Here is a 16,490-nt window from a genome sequence, read left to right as displayed (position 1 = left end):
GTCGGTTACTTGTGATTGGCGTGCTTACTTTTAAGGTTGGAAATTCCCTGGCGATAACGTTGCTCCAGCGTTTCGCGGCTGACGGCGGTTACGTCGAGATCGCGTAACATGCCATCGTGGATTCCGTAAGCCCAGCCGTGGATAGTCACTTTCTGCCCGCGTTTCCACGCTGACTGCATGATAGTTGAATGGCCAAGGTTGTAGACTTGCTCCATCACATTCAGTTCACACAAAGTATCAAGACGACGCTCTTCCGGCATTTCGCCAAGCAGCGAGCTGTGCTTAAACCAGATATCACGAATATGCAGCAGCCAGTTATCGATAAGGCCGAGCTCGGTATTTTCAATCGCTGACTGCACGCCGCCGCAGCCGTAGTGACCGCAAATGATAATATGCTCGACTTCCAGTACGTCAACGGCATACTGCACAACGGAAAGACAGTTCAGGTCGGTGTGAATCACCAGGTTTGCGACGTTACGGTGTACGAAAAGTTCGCCCGGCTCCAGGCCGGTCAAGCGCTCAGCGGGGACGCGGCTATCAGAACATCCAATCCACAGAAAGCGCGGCTTCTGCGCTTGCGCCAGTTTTTCAAAAAAACCGGGGTCTTCCTCCACCAGCATTTTTGACCATAGTGCATTATTGCTGATGAGTGTATCTATATCGTTCATGGATGTTTACGGGCCTGTAACCAAGTAAGTGCGTTGCGCTAATATAGGTTAACCTCACATTTTTTAAAACAACCCATCGCGTGTCACGACGTGAGAAGAGACATTTAATGACCATTGCTCTGGAACTAAAACAGCTCAAGAAAACCTACCCTGGCGGGGTTCAGGCGCTGCGTGGAATCGATCTGCAAGTTGAAGCGGGCGACTTTTATGCGCTCCTCGGGCCAAACGGTGCGGGTAAATCGACCACTATTGGTATTATCAGTTCGCTGGTGAATAAAACCTCCGGCGAGGTCAACGTGTTTGGCTATGACCTGCAAAAAGATGTGGTGAACGCCAAGCGCCAGCTCGGCCTGGTGCCGCAGGAGTTCAACTTTAACCCCTTTGAAACCGTACAACAGATTGTGGTGAATCAGGCGGGTTACTATGGCGTTGAGCGCAAAGAAGCGATTATTCGTAGCGAAAAGTACCTTAAACAGCTCGATCTTTGGGGAAAGCGCAATGAACGTGCACGGATGCTCTCCGGTGGGATGAAGCGCCGCCTGATGATCGCTCGGGCATTAATGCATGAGCCAAAATTGTTGATCCTCGATGAGCCGACCGCTGGGGTGGATATTGAACTCCGCCGTTCGATGTGGGGGTTCCTGAAAGATTTAAACGATAAAGGCACCACGATTATCCTGACTACCCACTATCTGGAAGAAGCCGAAATGCTATGCCGCAATATCGGCATTATTCAGAGTGGCGAGCTGGTGGAAAACACCTCGATGAAAGAACTGCTTTCCAAGCTGAAATCAGAAACCTTTATTCTCGATCTGGCGCCGAAAAGCCCGTTACCGGTGCTGGAAGGTTATCAGTATCGCCTGGTGGATACGTCGACGCTGGAAGTGGAAGTGCTGCGTGAGCAGGGAATTAATAGCGTGTTTAGCCAACTGAGCGCGCAGGGAGTACAGGTTTTAAGTATGCGTAACAAAGCTAACCGTCTTGAAGAGCTGTTTGTCACGCTGGTCCATGACCGGAAAGGAGAGTCAGCATGATGCAGCTTTATTGGGTCGCGCTGAAAAGCATCTGGACCAAAGAGATCCACCGTTTTATGCGTATCTGGATCCAGACTCTGGTACCGCCAGTGATTACCATGACGCTCTATTTTGTTATTTTCGGCAACCTTATCGGCTCGCGTATCGGTGAAATGCACGGTTTTACCTATATGCAGTTTATCGTGCCGGGCCTGATCATGATGGCGGTGATCACCAACGCTTATGCCAACGTGGCCTCATCTTTCTTCAGCGCGAAATTTCAGCGTAATATAGAAGAGCTGCTGGTAGCGCCGGTCCCCACGCACGTGGTGATTATCGGGTATGTCGGTGGTGGGGTTGCACGCGGCCTATTCGTAGGGATTTTGGTGACGGCAATTTCGTTATTTTTTGTCCCTTTCCAGGTTCACTCCTGGCTGTTCGTCGCCCTGACGCTGATACTGACCGCGATACTGTTTTCGCTGGCGGGCCTGCTGAATGCGGTGTTTGCCAAAACCTTTGATGATATCAGCCTGATTCCCACCTTTGTTCTGACGCCGCTGACCTACCTCGGTGGGGTGTTTTATTCTCTGACCCTGCTGCCGCCGTTCTGGCAGGCACTGTCGCACCTGAACCCGATTGTTTATATGATCAGCGGCTTCCGCTACGGTTTCCTGGGGATTAACGATGTTCCGCTTGTCACCACTTTCGGCGTGCTGGTGGTATTTATTACCGCGTTTTATCTGCTGTGTTGGTATTTGATCCAACGCGGGCGCGGCCTGCGTAGCTAAGCGAGGAGGGCGACGATGTCGCCCTTTATTTTAACGAATTTGTACTTCCAGCGTGGCGGTGGCTTCATATTGCCCGGTATGCGGGATATGACCGGTGGTATTGACCGGAGCAGCAGTGAACATTGAGGTACCTGCTCCATTAGTGTAATAATTAATCGGTAATGCGCTATCACCGTTCGGTACCACAACGTTTCCGTTTTGATCGGTGATTTTTATCCCGATATCCTCATTGGTTGTTTTTAGATAATCGTTGTTGTGCGAATCGTTTTCCCCATAAAGCGCGATGGAGAGATTGGTGCCGTCGGCAACGTTGCTGCAGGTGAAGACAAACTTTGTGCTTTTTTGCGTTGGGCTATCGCCGATATTCTTAATATCCTTACCTAAAATATCATCAAAATTCACTTCGATAACCTGTCCCGCTTCAATGGTACACGACTGTGGGACGATGATGGTGCCTGAAATATGCACCTGAGTCAGCGGTGGTACCGGACCAGGAACATTATCTCCGCTGCTGGCTGATGATTTTGATAAATAGAGATTGGCAACGACGGTGTCCGGGATGGTGATTTCGCCGACTAATGGATGAGAAATATAGATGCGGGCATTGCCGCTATAGCCTGCGGTCAGGCCTTCCATCGTAGCGCCCGTACAGCCCCCAGCCCCGCTATCGTTGTTGCTGACGGCGGAAAACGGTACGGGAACATATTTATTCAGTTTTCCGGCAACGTAGATTTCTGTGCCGATCTCCAGTTTGTTTTGCAATAAAACATAATAATCCATCGTTCCATAGGAACGGGATTCGCTGTAGGTGCCTTTTTGCGTCAAGGCGCCAGTGGTCGCGGAAAAATAATTATAGCCCCGGTAGCTGGTACTATCACAATCGCATGAGGCGTTGTAGTAGCCACTTCTGGACCACGATGCATCGATAATGTGACCTGCCTGGTTGCTGGTGGTATCGGTAATCGTTTTATTGACGCTAAATTCAACGATATTCGTCCCGCTATTTGACTGGCACCAGCCGGTGCCGTTGCCAAAATTTTCCGCCATCACATGGCAAGAGCCGACAAGCAGTAGCAGTGTGAGATATTTCATCCATTTCATATCGATACTTTCCTTTACTGGCAGTGGGCATTGCTGGTGACGATGCCGTTCATATTTTTTTTAGGATCAAGGTGATAGCTGGCATGGCAGGTTTCATCTGGCTGGTTTCCCCATTTCACCGCGAGCTTGCCTTCCTCTGGCAGACCGCTAAGAAATACCAGCCCGCTATCGCCGACGATATTTGCCAGCCCATCATCAGCTTCACTTATGCTTGCTGTCGCGCCGAAGGGGACCGGCGTTCCGTCAGCGCGGGATAGCGTCATCAGCGTGCGGTAGCCTTTATGCGTGCTGAACGCGGCGCGAACGACGGCGTTACGAGTGGGGTAGACCACCTGGTTGTTGACTGGCATATCGACATCATCGGCAAAAGTCTGGCTGTCCAGAGAGATGTCATAGCGGTAGTACGGTGTGACGTTTGGGATCAGCGTATAGCCGCGAAAATCGGTTTTGACGCCAGTTTGATTTTTCACCGCAACGCCGCTGGCACCCGGCGCCGCGACCAGAATTGCGGCTCCGGTTATTGGTTGGCTTAAGGTGATGCCATTTTCATGAGCGATGATGCCTCCGGCCATTCCATAGCTGAGCTGCTGGGAATCCGCTGACCAGCTGTAGCCTGCGTTGAGGTTGCCGTAGGTTCCTTTATAGCTGGCGCTGACACCGCCAGCATCGCCGCTGTCGGTATTGTAGCTCTCCTGGGCCGACCAACTGAGATTATTGTCGGCGAGTGCGGTTCCGCTCAGCGTGGTGCTATTGGCTGTAGAGCCGTGCTTACGTGTATTGAGCATATAGCTGGCATACATACGGTTGCTAAATAGCGAGAAAGGAATATTGATGGAGACGCTGAACTGTCGATCGTTACTGCGGTAGCTGCCATCATCGTCGGAGCCCGTATTTTGCCAGGTGTTCTGGTTGTAGCTGTAGTTCAGCGCGTAGCTGATTTGCCGCCAGCTGTTGTTGTAACCAACACTGATAGACTGCATTTGCTGGCTGCTACGCCAGTAATCTTCTTTCACCCAGCTTAACGAAAGCGCGCCAAGACCAGGGCTAAGTTGCTGGTTGATGGTGGCCTCAAAGCGGTTTCGCCGTTTATCGCTGGAATAATCAACGTCATTGTCAGCATTCAGGCGATCTTCCAGAGAATTAAAGTGTTCACTGGCGTAACGGTAGCCAGCGATAGAGACGTTAGTACCGGTACTCAACAGACCTTTGCTATAGCGGATGCGCCAGGACTGCCCAGTTTCCTTGTGGTCATCGGCAAATTTTGCGTGTGACCAAATGCCATCTATCGAGATAGCGCCCAGCATTTGCATATTCTGTCCCAGACCAAGGGCCAGCGACTGGTAGCGGTCGCCGGAGATCTGGCTACCGCCATAGGCGGTGATACCCCATGGCAGGCCATAGAGCAGCGTTGCTTGCGTAAAATTCTCTCTGGCCTGGTTGTTATTGTCGCGATATTTGCCCGTGGTGACGCTGTATTTTAACCGACCTTCACGTTGTAAATTGGGCAATGAGGCGTAGGGGATAACAAGGTGCTGCTCGCTGCCATCGGCTTCTTTAATCGTGACATCGTAGTCGCCGCTGCTGCCGGTCGCGAACATATCGCTGATTTCAAATTCACCTGGCGCGACCGCAGTCTGGTAGGCTATCCGCCCGTTTTGCCGCACGATGACCTGAGCGTTGCTTCGTGCGACGCCGTGGATCGTCGGCGCATAGCCACGCATACTGTTTGGCTGCATTTGATCATCGCTGGCTATCTGCGCGCCGCGAAAGGGGAGGCTGTCAAAAATTTCCGATGTAGTCGTACTATCCCACAGCGTCAGCTGGCTCTTCAGACTGATGATATCGCGCTGCAAATAGTTATAAACCGTACTCCAGCTACTGTCCTCTCCCTGAGTGCTCCAGTTGATGTAGTTGCGAAACCGCCATGCCCCAAGGTTGATGCCAGGCTGAAGGGCAAGAAATTTGGTGGCGTTATTTTCGTTCTCCTCGCTGGTGCGAAGGTCCTGATAGCTGTTGAAACTGTAGTTAAGTAGCAGGGCGGGGATCCCTTCATCCCATTTATCCTGCGGTACGTAATCACGAATGCCAGAGGAGAGATAGCGCTGTGGGATGCTAATACGCAACTGCTGGTTCTGAAAATCAAACTGCTGGCTTGCGGCCGGGATAACGGCCAGATCGGCGCAATCTTGCGGGGTGTTCAGCGCAGGAAATAGGGCCGTTTTTATGCCGTAGCCGGAGAGCGCTTCCGTCGACAGGCATCCTTGCAGGGCTTGCCTGCCGCCGCTTAATTTTGCCAAATGAAATTCAATATTGCGTGATTCTACCGTCACGCCGTTAATCAGTATGTCAACGTAGTAGCGCCCCGGCAGCAGGCTTTGGTCGGTGCTGAATGCGGATAAATCGGTTGGGATAGCGCTATCCTGCGGACGCTTTTCCAGAAATGCCGGGTCGAAGTGATCTTCAGCATGCGCATGTGCGCAGAATATCGCGACCATCAGCGCGTACCGGGCAAACGGGACGCGGGTATTGACTCTTTTATTCGCGTTCATAACCTGCATCCTTGCCGGTAATTACAGCGGTTGTTTATGCACAGGGCCGACGCCGCCGTAGTCGTTGATGATGGTCCAGTTCACCGCACCGTTGCTTGCGGCGGCTAGCGTGTAGGTTTCCTGACTGAATGGCGCGACGTACTGCGGGGCTTTAAGCTTCTGGCTTCCGATGGTGATATCAGCAAAATTCATATAGTAGGCGGTAGGGTTTTCAACCGTTAAGGTATGGCCCTGTTTCTTCCAGCGCAGTTGAGTCGTGAGCTTCTCCGGCGTCTCTTTCAGTCCGTTTGGACGATAGATCAATTTAAACTCTGTCTTTACCGCCAAACGTATTTTATTGTGATTATCGTTATTGTTACTTGATGGAATTGATTTAATATCAAGCCAGTACAAGGATTCACGATCTTCCGGTAAATTACCTCCGGTACGTATTACGCGTAATACATTTCGCTGTCCGGAGTTCAGACGGAAAAGAGGCGGGGTAACCATAAATGGCGCAGCGGCATTTGAACCATCATTATTGATTTTTTGCGCCCATGATTGAATTAAATAGGGTTCTTTGTCGTCATTAATTATTGTGACGGACTCATCCCTGGCATCGCCATGGTAAATAACGCGCGTCACACCAATAGTTACCCCTGCGTGAGAAAAAGATGAAAACACCATTATGCCGAATAGCAGTGTTTTGATAAATTTATTCATATTATCCCTTCCATGGGGAAAGTGGCAGTCTTAGCAAGACTGCCGAAATAAGTCATTAATTGTATTGCAGATAGAACGTTGCCGTGGTGTCTACTGTACCCGCGACGATGCCAGCCATGCTCTTGGTCGCGTAATAGCGTGCGGTGAACGGAATTTGCGGGTTGCCCTCATTATCCAGCAAGCTGGTGTTCGTTGTGGACCAGCCGCTGTGATCGGTGAAATCCATTGGCGTCCCATTATCCAGAATTTGGACGCCGATGCCTGCTGCATCGCCAGTGTTAGCGAGAACAGTGCTGCCCCCCGTTGCATCGGCCATTCCTTCAAACCTTACTCTTACATTTTCATATGAACTTGAATTGCAATTCTCTAACTTAATTTTAAACTCTTTCTCCGCCGAGGTATCACCCATTGCGGTAAACGCGCTGGTATTTCGGTCTTCCAGCAGCACGTCAATGGCTTTTGAATCGCTGGCTACAGTACAGGCGCTTTCAATAATATTACCTGTAATATGGACTTGACCATCACCTGAGTTATCTGCCGCAAAAGCCATAGGTGAAGATAATAATGATGCAATGATAAATACGCTTGCTTTAACTTTCATTTCTCACTCCTTAAGAAATATATTAATTGCGAAGTGATTATCTTTGTATGATGAGTAAAGGTAAAGAGTGAGGTTAATCTTAATTTCTTTTCTTTAATCATTTAAGAAAAGGATTATGTTTTTTATTTATTAATTTCTTTTGGTGCATAGATGATTCTTATTGATTATAAGTAGAATGTCCTACAATAAGATAAAAGTATTAGTTGATTCATGCATAAAACTGGAGCGTTATCACTAAAATTATTGCCAGGGCAAGATAGGATCCTAACCTTCAATAAGGAGGAAGTATGCTGGGTTGGGTGATTACCTGTCATGATGAAGTGGCGCAGGAGATGCTGGATCTTCTGGAGAAAAAGTTTGGGCCGCTGGCGCAATGTCGGGCGGTAAACTATTGGCGTAATCTCAGCAGTAATATGCTGAGCCGCATGATGTGTGATGCGCTGCACGAGACGGACAGCGGTGAAGGCGTCATTTTTCTGACCGACAAAACCGGCGCGGCACCATATCGTGTAGCGGCGCTGATGAGCCATAAGCATACCCACTGCGAAGTCATTTCCGGAATTAGCTACCCATTACTGGAGGATATGTATCTGTTGCGTCAGAGCCTGAGCAGCGAAGCTTTCCGTCACGCGATAGTGACTACCGGAGGCCCTGTAGTGAGCAGCCTCTGGCATCAGCAGCAAAAAAATCCCCCTTTCCGATTGCTGCACGAGCCGAACGGGAATTAAGCATTGGTATTGATACCGCTTTTGTTACAATAACGGCAGATTTGTCTATCGGCTTGATGCGCATGTTTGCCCGAACTCTCGCTTTACTCCTCTTTTTGATGTCTCTCAGCGCTTCCGCCAGTCTGTTAAGCCAGCAGGGAGTGCCTGCGCATTATATGCAGACCACCGAAGACGCCGATATTTGGGCGCAAGTGGGTAATCAGGTTGTCAGCGTTGGTAACGTGCGGGCAGGGCAAATTCTCGCGGTAGTGCCAACGGCGGCGGATTACTATGAGTTCAATTTTGGTTTTGGCACCGGTTTTATTGATAAGGGCCATCTGGAGTCGGTACAGGGCAAGCAGCGGGTTGAGGATAACCTGGGCGACCTGAATAAGCCGCTGAGCAACCAAAATCTTATTACCTGGAAAGATACGCCGGTTTATGACGCGCCTTCCGTCGGCAGCGCCCCGTTCGGCACGCTGACGAGTAATCTACGCTATCCCATTATCAGCAAGCTCAAAGACCGGCTTAATCAAACCTGGTTTCAAATCCGCATTGGCAATCGCCTGGCGTGGGTGAGCAGTCTGGATGCGCAGGAAGATAACGGTATTCCGATTCTGACTTATCACCATATTCTGCGTGATGAAGAAAATACCCGCTTTCGCCACACCTCAACCACCACTTCCGTCCGCGCCTTCAGCAATCAGATGACCTGGCTTCGTGACCAGGGTTATACGACTCTGAGTATGTATCAACTGGAAGGCTATCTGCGCAATAAAGTGAATCTTCCTGCACGCTCGGTAGTCATTACTTTTGATGATGGTCTGAAGTCGGTCAATCGCTATGCGTATCCGATTCTTAAGCAGTATGGCTTTCACGCCACGGCCTTTATTATCTCGTCGCGCATTAAGCGCCATCCGCAGAAATGGGCACCGAAATCGCTGCAGTTTATGAGTATTTCCGAACTTAAGCAGATTCAGGACGTCTTTGACGTGCAGTCACATACTCATTTTCTGCATCGGGTTGATGCTTATCGTCATCCGATTCTTCTGAGTCGCAGTTACCACAATATTTTGTTTGATTTTGAGCGTTCGCGGCGGGATCTGGCGCAGTTTAATCCGCATGTGCTCTATCTCTCATACCCGTTTGGCGGCTACAACGCGACGGCGGTGAAGGCGGCGAACGACGCTGGTTTTCATCTGGCGGTGACCACGGTAAGAGGGAAGGTAAAGCCGGGGGATAATCCATTCTTATTGAAAAGGCTTTATATTTTAAAAACGGATTCGCTGGAGACCATGTCGCGGCTGGTCAGCAACCAGCCGCAGGGGTAATATCACGCCACCTGTACCGGAATGGCTTTGGCCTGGCGCTTCATTTCGTTATCGCCTTCGAAATAGGCCACTTTCGGCTGCCAGGTGCGGGCTTCTTCATCTGGCATCATAACGAAGCTGGCGATAATTAAAATGTCGCCGACGTTTGCACAGTGCGCTGCGGCGCCGTTAACGGAAATAATTCTGGAACCGCGCTCTGCGGCGATGGCGTAGGTGGAGAAACGATTACCGTTGGTGACATTCCACAGGTGAATAGCTTCATTCTCCAGAATACCGGATGCATCAAGAAAATCCTGATCAATAGCGCAGGAGCCTTCGTAGTGCAGGTCGGCCTGCGTGACTTTAACGCGGTGTAGTTTGCCCTGCAGCATATTACGAATCATAACGTTTTACCTTTGAAGCTTAACGATAACGAAGCGGATGTAACATCCGCTTTGAGGAAATTCCAGGCAGTATTGCCTTATTTTTAACCGATGTCTACTGTGCGAGCACGACGTTTTGATTGTCGATCAAACGCGCCTGGCCGAGCCATGCCGCCATCAGAATCACCGCGCGCTGACTGTTTTCCGTGAGTTCAAGCAGCGTATCCGCATCGCGAATTTGAATATCGTCGGCGCGGAAGCCTTTCTCGTTCAGTTCCTGGGCGGCAATGGCGATAACTTCGTCCAGATTGCGTTCACCAGCCACCAGCTTCTCCGCCACGCGACTCATCACCTTATACAGCCCCGGTGCAATTTTACGCTGATCGGCAGTGAGATAACCGTTGCGCGAGCTGAGGGCCAGACCATCTTTGGCACGCATAATCGGCACGCCAATAATTTCGATGTCGTAGCCCATATCGGCCACCATCTTGCGAATCAATGCCAACTGCTGGAAATCTTTCTCGCCAAAGCAGGCGACATCCGGCTGCACGAGGTTAAACAGCTTGCTGACGATAGTGGAGACGCCGCGGAAGTGGCCCGGACGGCTGGCGCCTTCGAGCATCGTCGACAGACCCGGTACATCAACGTAAGTCTGGCTTTCGGTACCCTGCGGGTAGATTTCCGCCGTAGCTGGAGCAAAGACAAAATCGACTTTGCGTTTATTTAGTTTCTCACAATCGTCCTGCAGCGTGCGCGGATAGCGCGCCAGATCCTCGGGGCGGTCAAACTGCATCGGGTTGACGAAGATACTGACCACCACGATATCCGCGCTGGCTTTCGCTGCATCAACCAGCTTCATATGACCATCGTGCAGGTTACCCATGGTGGGAACCAGCGCGATGCGTTTACCTTCCTGACGTAAACGACGGATATGCTGGCGCAGCAGCGGCAGGGTTTCAATAATCAGCACAACAACACTCCTTAATGGAAACTGTGTTCTTCGCCCGGATAGACGCCGGACTCCACTTCGGCAACATACTGCCGCACTGCGGCGCGCATGTCGCCTGCCGTGCTAAGGAAATTTTTGGCGAATTTTGGAATATGGCCGCCGGTAATACCGAAGGCGTCATGCATCACGAGGATCTGCCCGTCGGTGACGTTGCCTGCGCCAATGCCGATCACCGGAATGGTTAAGGCTTCGGTAACGCGTTTTGCCAGCTCAACCGGCACGCACTCCAGCACCAGCAGCTGCGCGCCAGCCGCTTCTAACGCCAGCGCATCATCAAGCAGAATTTGCCCGGCGTCGCCGCGGCCCTGAATTTTATAACCGCCGAAGACATTCACTGACTGAGGGGTCAGGCCCAGATGCCCGCACACCGGTACCGCGCGTTCGGCAAGCATTTTTACCGTATCCACCAGCCACGCACCGCCTTCGATTTTGACCATATTGGCCCCCGCGCGCATCACGATGGCTGCGTTCTCGAAGGTTTGTTCAGGCGTGGCATAAGCCATAAACGGCAGGTCGGCGAGCAGCAGGCAGTTCGGCGCACCGCGACGCACGGCGCGAGTGTGGTAGGCAATGTCTTCTACGGTGACCGGTAGAGTGGAGTCGTGGCCTTGTACCGTCATACCCAGCGAGTCGCCGACCAGCAGCACGTTGATGCCTTCGTCGGCAAACAGTTTGGCAAAGCTGTAGTCGTAGGCGGTGATGGTGGCGAAGCGCTTCTTCTCTTGCTTACATTTTTGCAGCAGGGAGATAGTGGTCGGTTTCATAACGTTTCCTGATGATGAAAGTCATATTAATCGGCATTCTAACAGCAGCATTCAGGGGGGCAATGGTTTTGGGCAATCGATTACCACGATCGCCGTAATTGCTAAAATACGAAAGGATATTACCAAATGGCGGGTTTATCTGCGGCGAGGTTCGCCAGCACAGTTCGTAATGATATCCCGTCAGGGAAATGCAGCTCAGGGGCGATTTCAAACAGCGGCCACAACATAAAACCGCGGTTTTTCATATCATAATGCGGCACGGTCAGGTGCGGAGTATTTATCACTTCATCGCCAAATAGCATGATGTCGAGATCCAGCGTGCGCGGTCCCCAGCGTTCTGCTTTACGTGTGCGGCCCTGCTGTAGTTCGATGCGCTGGGTGTGATCAAGTAGTGCTTCAGGTGTGAGCGAAGTTTCCAGCGCCACGGCGGCGTTGAGGTAATCAGGTTGATCCTGTGGCCCCAGCGGTGGTGTGCGATAGAAAGAGGAAACGCTTATCACCCGGCTGTCAGGAATTTCACCCAGCGCGCTAACGGCAGCGTTCACCTGCTCCAGAGGAGAGGCCAGATTGCTGCCGATGGCGATGTAGACTAACGTCATGCGCTGCCTTCGCGACGCGGGGCGCGCTTACGTGGACGACGGTGGCGGCGGCGCGGGGCCGGGTCGTCGCCCAGATCGTCAAGCATATCTTTCTGATCGGGCGGCATGGCCACCTGGAACTCGCCCCACCATTTGGTCAGACGCAGAAGCTCGCCGTTATTCTCCGCACCCGCGCGCAGTTCGAGAAGATCGTAGGCGGCGCGGAATTTCGGATGCTCCATCAGCTTCCACGCGCGTTTGCCCTGACGGCGAGACATCCGCAGCTGAAGCTGCCAGATATCGCGTACCAGCGTGGTAATGCGTTTAGGGATCGCCAGCGTGCGGCAGGCTTCATCCAGCACGTCGTTCATCGCCAGCGCGAAGGCGTCGTGGTAGGCCAGACCGCTCTCCTGGGCAATTTTCTGCGCCATCTCAAGCAGCGGATACCAGAACATCACCGCGAACAGGAACGCCGGATTAACGCGCATATCGTTACGGATGCGGTTATCGGTATTCTTCAGCACCTGGCTGATAATGCGCTCCATCGGGCTATCACCGCGCTCGGTAAAGTAGCGGGTGATGGTCGGGAACAGCGGCTGGAACAGATTGTATTCGCGCAGCAGCATGTAGGTTTGATAGCCATCACCCGCTTGCAGCAGCTTCAGGACTTCTTCAAACAGACGCGCCGGAGGTACGTCGTGCAGCAGCGTAGCCAGACGCGGGATCGGCTCCGCGGTCTCTTCGCTGATGTTCATATTGAGCTTCGCTGCAAAACGCACCGCGCGCAGCATGCGCACTGGATCTTCGCGATAGCGGGTTTCCGGATCGCCAATCAGACGGATAACGCCATCCTGCAGATCCTTCATGCCGCCGACGTAGTCGCGCACGGTGAAATCAGCGACGCTGTAATAAAGGCTGTTGATGGTGAAGTCGCGGCGTTGGGCATCTTCTTCGATTGAACCGAAGATGTTGTCGCGCAGCAGCATGCCGTTCTGGCCAAGCTGCGAGGTAACGCGATCGGTGGTATGCCCTTCGTGATGACCACGGAAGGTGGCGACTTCAATAATTTCTGGCCCGAACATCACGTGCGCCAGGCGGAAGCGACGACCGACCAGACGGCAGTTGCGGAACAGCTTGCGTACTTGCTCCGGAGTTGCATTGGTCGTGACATCGAAATCTTTCGGCTTTTTGCCCAGCAGCAGGTCGCGTACGCCGCCGCCGACAAGCCACGATTCGTAGCCCGCCTTATTGAGTCTGTACATGACCTTGAGGGCATTTTCACTGATATCTTTGCGGGAAATTGCATGCTGATCACGCGGGATAACCGTCATATGTCGTTGTTCGACGGCGGCTTCTGCCTCGCGCTCTTCACGGCTTAGCACCTTGCGGCAAAAATTAGCGACTCGGGTAAAAATGGTACACCTCGTAGTGTCAGACGGACTTCAGGACAAAAAAATAGCGGCTAATCATAGCTCAGCAGAACGCATTTGAGAATGCTGGATTTTCTCCGGCTGCCAGTTCACTACCGCATGCTTGAGTAAATCGTCAATATTCAGCTCTCGCCATTCCTGAATGACATCCTGGTTAAGAAACGTTAACGCTCGCACAATTTCCGGGCGTGGATCGCCTTGCGATAGCGCTGGAGCATGATTTTGCTTCGACAGTTTATTTCCCTGAGCGTTTAGCGCCAGAGGTAGATGAATATAGTCCGGCGGCTGCCAGCCAAAATGCTGATACAGCGAAATCTGCCGCACCGTGGGTTCAATCAGATCGGCACCGCGGACAATTTCGCTGATGCCCTGGAAATGATCGTCCACCACGACCGCAAGATTATAGGCGAACAGCCCATCGCGACGATGAATAATGAAATCTTCACGCGCCAGCGGTTCATCCGCAACGAGAGTACCGTGCAGTCGATCGTAAAACTCGAGAACCGGCCGCGTTTGCCGCAGGCGCAGGGCTGCGTTTTGTGCACCGAGCTGTAAATCCCGGCAGTGACCGTCGTAAAGACCGCCGACGGCATGAATGCGCGCGCGGGTACAGGTGCAGTAATAGCAGAGTCCCTGCTCGTGCAGCCAGGCCAGACGCTCACGATAGGCTTCGTGACGCTGCGATTGCCAAAGCACTTCACCGTCCCAGTGCAGGCCGTAATGTTCTAATTGACGCAGAATAGTTGCGGCGGCGCCGGGGACTTCACGCGGCGGATCGATATCTTCAATGCGCACGCGCCAGATACCGCCCTGCGCCCGAGCTTGCAGATAGCTGCCAAGCGCGGCAATCAGTGAGCCGAAGTGGAGTTCGCCAGAAGGTGAGGGGGCAAAGCGCCCAATATAGTGTGAGTCTTTCATGATGTGACTGATAAAGCATCAAGGCGGGAGCGAACTCCCGCCGGAGATACACCAGCGAAGTGGATTAGCCTGCCATCTGTTTTTCGCGAATTTCCGCCAGCGTTTTGCAATCAATGCACAGGTCAGCGGTCGGACGCGCTTCCAGACGACGGATGCCAATCTCGACGCCACAGGATTCACAGTAGCCGAAATCTTCGTCTTCGACTTTTTTCAGGGTTTTTTCGATCTTTTTGATCAGTTTACGTTCACGATCGCGGTTACGCAGCTCCAGGCTGAACTCTTCTTCCTGGGCGGCACGGTCTACCGGGTCCGGGAAGTTGGCAGCTTCATCCTGCATGTGCGACACGGTGCGATCCACTTCATCCCTAAGTTGATTACGCCACGCTTCAAGAATGCGCCTGAAGTGCGCCAACTGGGCTTCGTTCATGTACTCTTCGCCCGGTTTTACTTGGTACGGCTCCACCCCTGCGATGGAGAGAATACTCAGGGACGATGTTTTACGGTTTTGCCCTTCTTGCATGTTGCTTCTCCTTAACACGCACTATCGATCCCCGTGTAGGGGGAAAAATCAGGCCGCTATAAATAGCAGATGCTTTTCCGGATAGCAATTATCTAAACGTTACACTTGACAACCCTGTGAGGAAAAGCGTATTTGCGCTCGCGACCAGAATACTATTTAGCCGTTTATTTACCGGGGGTTAACACCACGGTAATCGGCTTATTCAGAGTCATTGTTTCGGTAGAAAGTTCCGCCTTGTATGCGAGAATTTCTACCCCCTTGGTTTGCGCTTCAATCAATAGCTGTGCGTATCTGGCATCAATATGATGCGCGGGTGAGAAACGGTCGATCGCCGAATGCAGTACGGCGAACAAAATTACCGCCCGATCGCCCGCCGCCGCTACGCTCATCAGCTCCCGCAGGTGCTTCTGACCGCGCTCGGTGACCGCATCGGGGAAGTAACCGTATTCTTTCTCCGCCAACGTAACCGATTTCACTTCAATATAGCAGTTTTGTTGGTAATCTGCCTGTAACAGAATATCAATGCGGCTACTTTCAGAACCATACTTCACTTCACTTTTCAGCGTGTTATAACCCAAAAGTTCAGGAATGTTTCCTGCCAGAATCGCCTCTTTCGCCAACGTATTAGCGCGTAAAGTATTAACACAAATTATTGCGCCCTGTACGGTTTCAGTTAATTCCCAAGTGTGCGCATATTTGCGCTTAGGATTATCCGATGTGGAATACCAGACGGTATCGCCCGGCGCGGCGCAACCGGTCATTGCGCCAGTGTTGGGGCAGTGCAGAGTTAGCTCACAGCCATCGGGGGTGACAACATCGGCAAGAAACCGTTTGTAACGTTTAATTAAGATGGCGGACTGTAGCGGGGGAGTGAACTGCATCAGCTTTCCTTGTCGAAAGGGTAACGTTCCAGAGCGGTGTAGCGGGTGCGCCCGCGGCTAAAGCTGGACTCGTAGAGGACAAATTCGTTGACCGCAAACGCCCAGTTGAAGCCGGGCGGCGGAATAGGCACCGCATGGCGCGCGTCGCGCAGTAGGGTGATATGCGGATGAAACGGCTGCGGACTCTGATAGCAGCCGCTGCGGGCCGCCTGAGCGCGCAGCATATTCGCCAGCTGAAGCACCCCGCGCGGTGGCTGGCGGGTGCCCAGCCATACGACGCGTGAACGCAGCCATTGTCCGGCATCATCAAGCGTTAAAGTAAAGCCCGGCTGGCGAATACGCCCGGCCATCGCGGACAGTGCGCGCTGTTTCTCCGTGCTCACCTCGCCGAGAAACGCCAGCGTCAGATGGAGATTATCCGCCGCCACCGGTCGACCCGCATCGTCGGGAAAGCTGGCGGCGCGCCAGTGAACAATTTGCCGCTGAACCTCTTTAGGCAGCTCAAGGGCGAAAAACAGCCTTTTCGGCTCGGACATGATAGAGACTCGGTAATGAATTATCAGGATGC

The 16,490-nt window shown here is 52.3% G+C and carries 18 protein-coding genes; 4 read left to right on the top strand and 14 right to left on the bottom strand.

What is annotated here, in order from left to right:
* Positions 1-5: 5 nt before the first annotated feature.
* Positions 6-668 carry a carbonate dehydratase gene (gene can, locus HV213_RS23695; RefSeq protein WP_110272520.1) on the bottom strand — a complete coding sequence of 221 codons (663 nt, stop codon included), beginning with the start codon at positions 666-668 and terminating at the stop codon, positions 6-8.
* A 107-nt stretch (positions 669-775) separates the two neighbouring features.
* On the opposite strand from can, the gene HV213_RS23690 reads away from it, so the two are divergent.
* The gene (locus HV213_RS23690; RefSeq protein ID WP_181483545.1) at positions 776-1,702 is read left to right on the top strand and encodes an ABC transporter ATP-binding protein; all 927 of its coding nucleotides are present in this window, start codon (positions 776-778) and stop codon (positions 1,700-1,702) included.
* The gene (locus HV213_RS23685; RefSeq protein WP_181483544.1) at positions 1,699-2,469 is read left to right on the top strand and encodes an ABC transporter permease; all 771 of its coding nucleotides are present in this window, start codon (positions 1,699-1,701) and stop codon (positions 2,467-2,469) included. The genes HV213_RS23690 and HV213_RS23685 overlap by 4 nt, the downstream gene beginning before the upstream one ends.
* Positions 2,470-2,499: 30 nt before the next feature.
* On the opposite strand, the gene HV213_RS23680 is transcribed toward HV213_RS23685, so the two are convergent.
* From HV213_RS23680 to HV213_RS23665, 4 genes are read right to left on the bottom strand one after another with little or no spacing between them, the layout of a single operon-like run.
* The gene (locus HV213_RS23680; RefSeq protein WP_228288570.1) at positions 2,500-3,570 is read right to left on the bottom strand and encodes a fimbrial protein; all 1,071 of its coding nucleotides are present in this window, start codon (positions 3,568-3,570) and stop codon (positions 2,500-2,502) included.
* Between the two features lie 14 nt (positions 3,571-3,584).
* Positions 3,585-6,119 carry a fimbria/pilus outer membrane usher protein gene (locus tag HV213_RS23675; protein ID WP_181483543.1) on the bottom strand — a complete coding sequence of 845 codons (2,535 nt, stop codon included), beginning with the start codon at positions 6,117-6,119 and terminating at the stop codon, positions 3,585-3,587.
* Positions 6,120-6,140: 21 nt separating this feature from the next.
* Complete coding sequence (locus tag HV213_RS23670) at positions 6,141-6,821, bottom strand: fimbria/pilus periplasmic chaperone (protein WP_181483542.1); 681 nt, start codon at positions 6,819-6,821, stop codon at positions 6,141-6,143.
* A gap of 55 nt (positions 6,822-6,876) precedes the next feature.
* The gene (locus HV213_RS23665) at positions 6,877-7,422 is read right to left on the bottom strand and encodes a fimbrial protein (RefSeq protein ID WP_181483541.1); all 546 of its coding nucleotides are present in this window, start codon (positions 7,420-7,422) and stop codon (positions 6,877-6,879) included.
* Positions 7,423-7,709: 287 nt separating this feature from the next.
* Between HV213_RS23665 and HV213_RS23660 the strand changes: the two genes are divergently transcribed.
* A complete protein-coding gene (locus HV213_RS23660; protein WP_181483540.1) occupies positions 7,710-8,150 on the top strand; it encodes a PTS sugar transporter subunit IIA in 441 nt (146 codons plus the stop codon).
* A 56-nt stretch (positions 8,151-8,206) separates the two neighbouring features.
* Positions 8,207-9,460 (top strand): polysaccharide deacetylase family protein, encoded by a 1,254-nt coding sequence (locus HV213_RS23655; protein ID WP_181486490.1) that lies wholly within the window; start codon positions 8,207-8,209, stop codon positions 9,458-9,460.
* 2 nt (positions 9,461-9,462) lie between these two features.
* On the opposite strand, the gene panD is transcribed toward HV213_RS23655, so the two are convergent.
* The 9 genes from panD to thpR all read right to left on the bottom strand — a co-directional run bounded on the left by panD (position 9,463) and on the right by thpR (position 16,458).
* Positions 9,463-9,843, bottom strand: coding sequence for an aspartate 1-decarboxylase (gene panD, locus HV213_RS23650; protein WP_181483539.1), 381 nt, complete (start codon positions 9,841-9,843; stop codon positions 9,463-9,465).
* Positions 9,844-9,937: 94 nt separating this feature from the next.
* On the bottom strand, positions 9,938-10,792 hold the full coding sequence (gene panC / locus HV213_RS23645) for a pantoate--beta-alanine ligase (protein ID WP_181483538.1): 855 nt from the start codon (positions 10,790-10,792) through the stop codon (positions 9,938-9,940).
* An 11-nt stretch (positions 10,793-10,803) separates the two neighbouring features.
* The gene (gene panB, locus HV213_RS23640) at positions 10,804-11,595 is read right to left on the bottom strand and encodes a 3-methyl-2-oxobutanoate hydroxymethyltransferase (RefSeq protein WP_181483537.1); all 792 of its coding nucleotides are present in this window, start codon (positions 11,593-11,595) and stop codon (positions 10,804-10,806) included.
* Positions 11,596-11,714: 119 nt separating this feature from the next.
* Positions 11,715-12,194, bottom strand: coding sequence for a 2-amino-4-hydroxy-6-hydroxymethyldihydropteridine diphosphokinase (gene folK, locus HV213_RS23635; RefSeq protein WP_181483536.1), 480 nt, complete (start codon positions 12,192-12,194; stop codon positions 11,715-11,717).
* Positions 12,191-13,588 (bottom strand): polynucleotide adenylyltransferase PcnB, encoded by a 1,398-nt coding sequence (pcnB, locus tag HV213_RS23630; protein ID WP_181486489.1) that lies wholly within the window; start codon positions 13,586-13,588, stop codon positions 12,191-12,193. The genes folK and pcnB overlap by 4 nt, the downstream gene beginning before the upstream one ends.
* A gap of 51 nt (positions 13,589-13,639) precedes the next feature.
* Positions 13,640-14,521, bottom strand: coding sequence for a tRNA glutamyl-Q(34) synthetase GluQRS (gene gluQRS / locus HV213_RS23625; protein ID WP_181483535.1), 882 nt, complete (start codon positions 14,519-14,521; stop codon positions 13,640-13,642).
* 64 nt (positions 14,522-14,585) lie between these two features.
* Positions 14,586-15,041 carry an RNA polymerase-binding protein DksA gene (gene dksA, locus HV213_RS23620; protein WP_110272509.1) on the bottom strand — a complete coding sequence of 152 codons (456 nt, stop codon included), beginning with the start codon at positions 15,039-15,041 and terminating at the stop codon, positions 14,586-14,588.
* 164 nt (positions 15,042-15,205) lie between these two features.
* Complete coding sequence (sfsA, locus tag HV213_RS23615; protein ID WP_181483534.1) at positions 15,206-15,922, bottom strand: DNA/RNA nuclease SfsA; 717 nt, start codon at positions 15,920-15,922, stop codon at positions 15,206-15,208.
* Positions 15,922-16,458: an RNA 2',3'-cyclic phosphodiesterase gene (gene thpR / locus HV213_RS23610; protein WP_139537010.1), complete on the bottom strand. Its 537-nt coding sequence runs from the start codon at positions 16,456-16,458 to the stop codon at positions 15,922-15,924. The genes sfsA and thpR overlap by 1 nt, the downstream gene beginning before the upstream one ends.
* Positions 16,459-16,490: the final 32 nt, after the last annotated feature.

The organism is Klebsiella sp. RHBSTW-00484 (genome assembly GCF_013705725.1).
Taxonomy (GTDB): Bacteria; Pseudomonadota; Gammaproteobacteria; order Enterobacterales; family Enterobacteriaceae; genus Klebsiella.
Note: the sequence above shows the minus strand (reverse complement) of the source record. Positions and strands in the feature narration are given on the sequence as shown.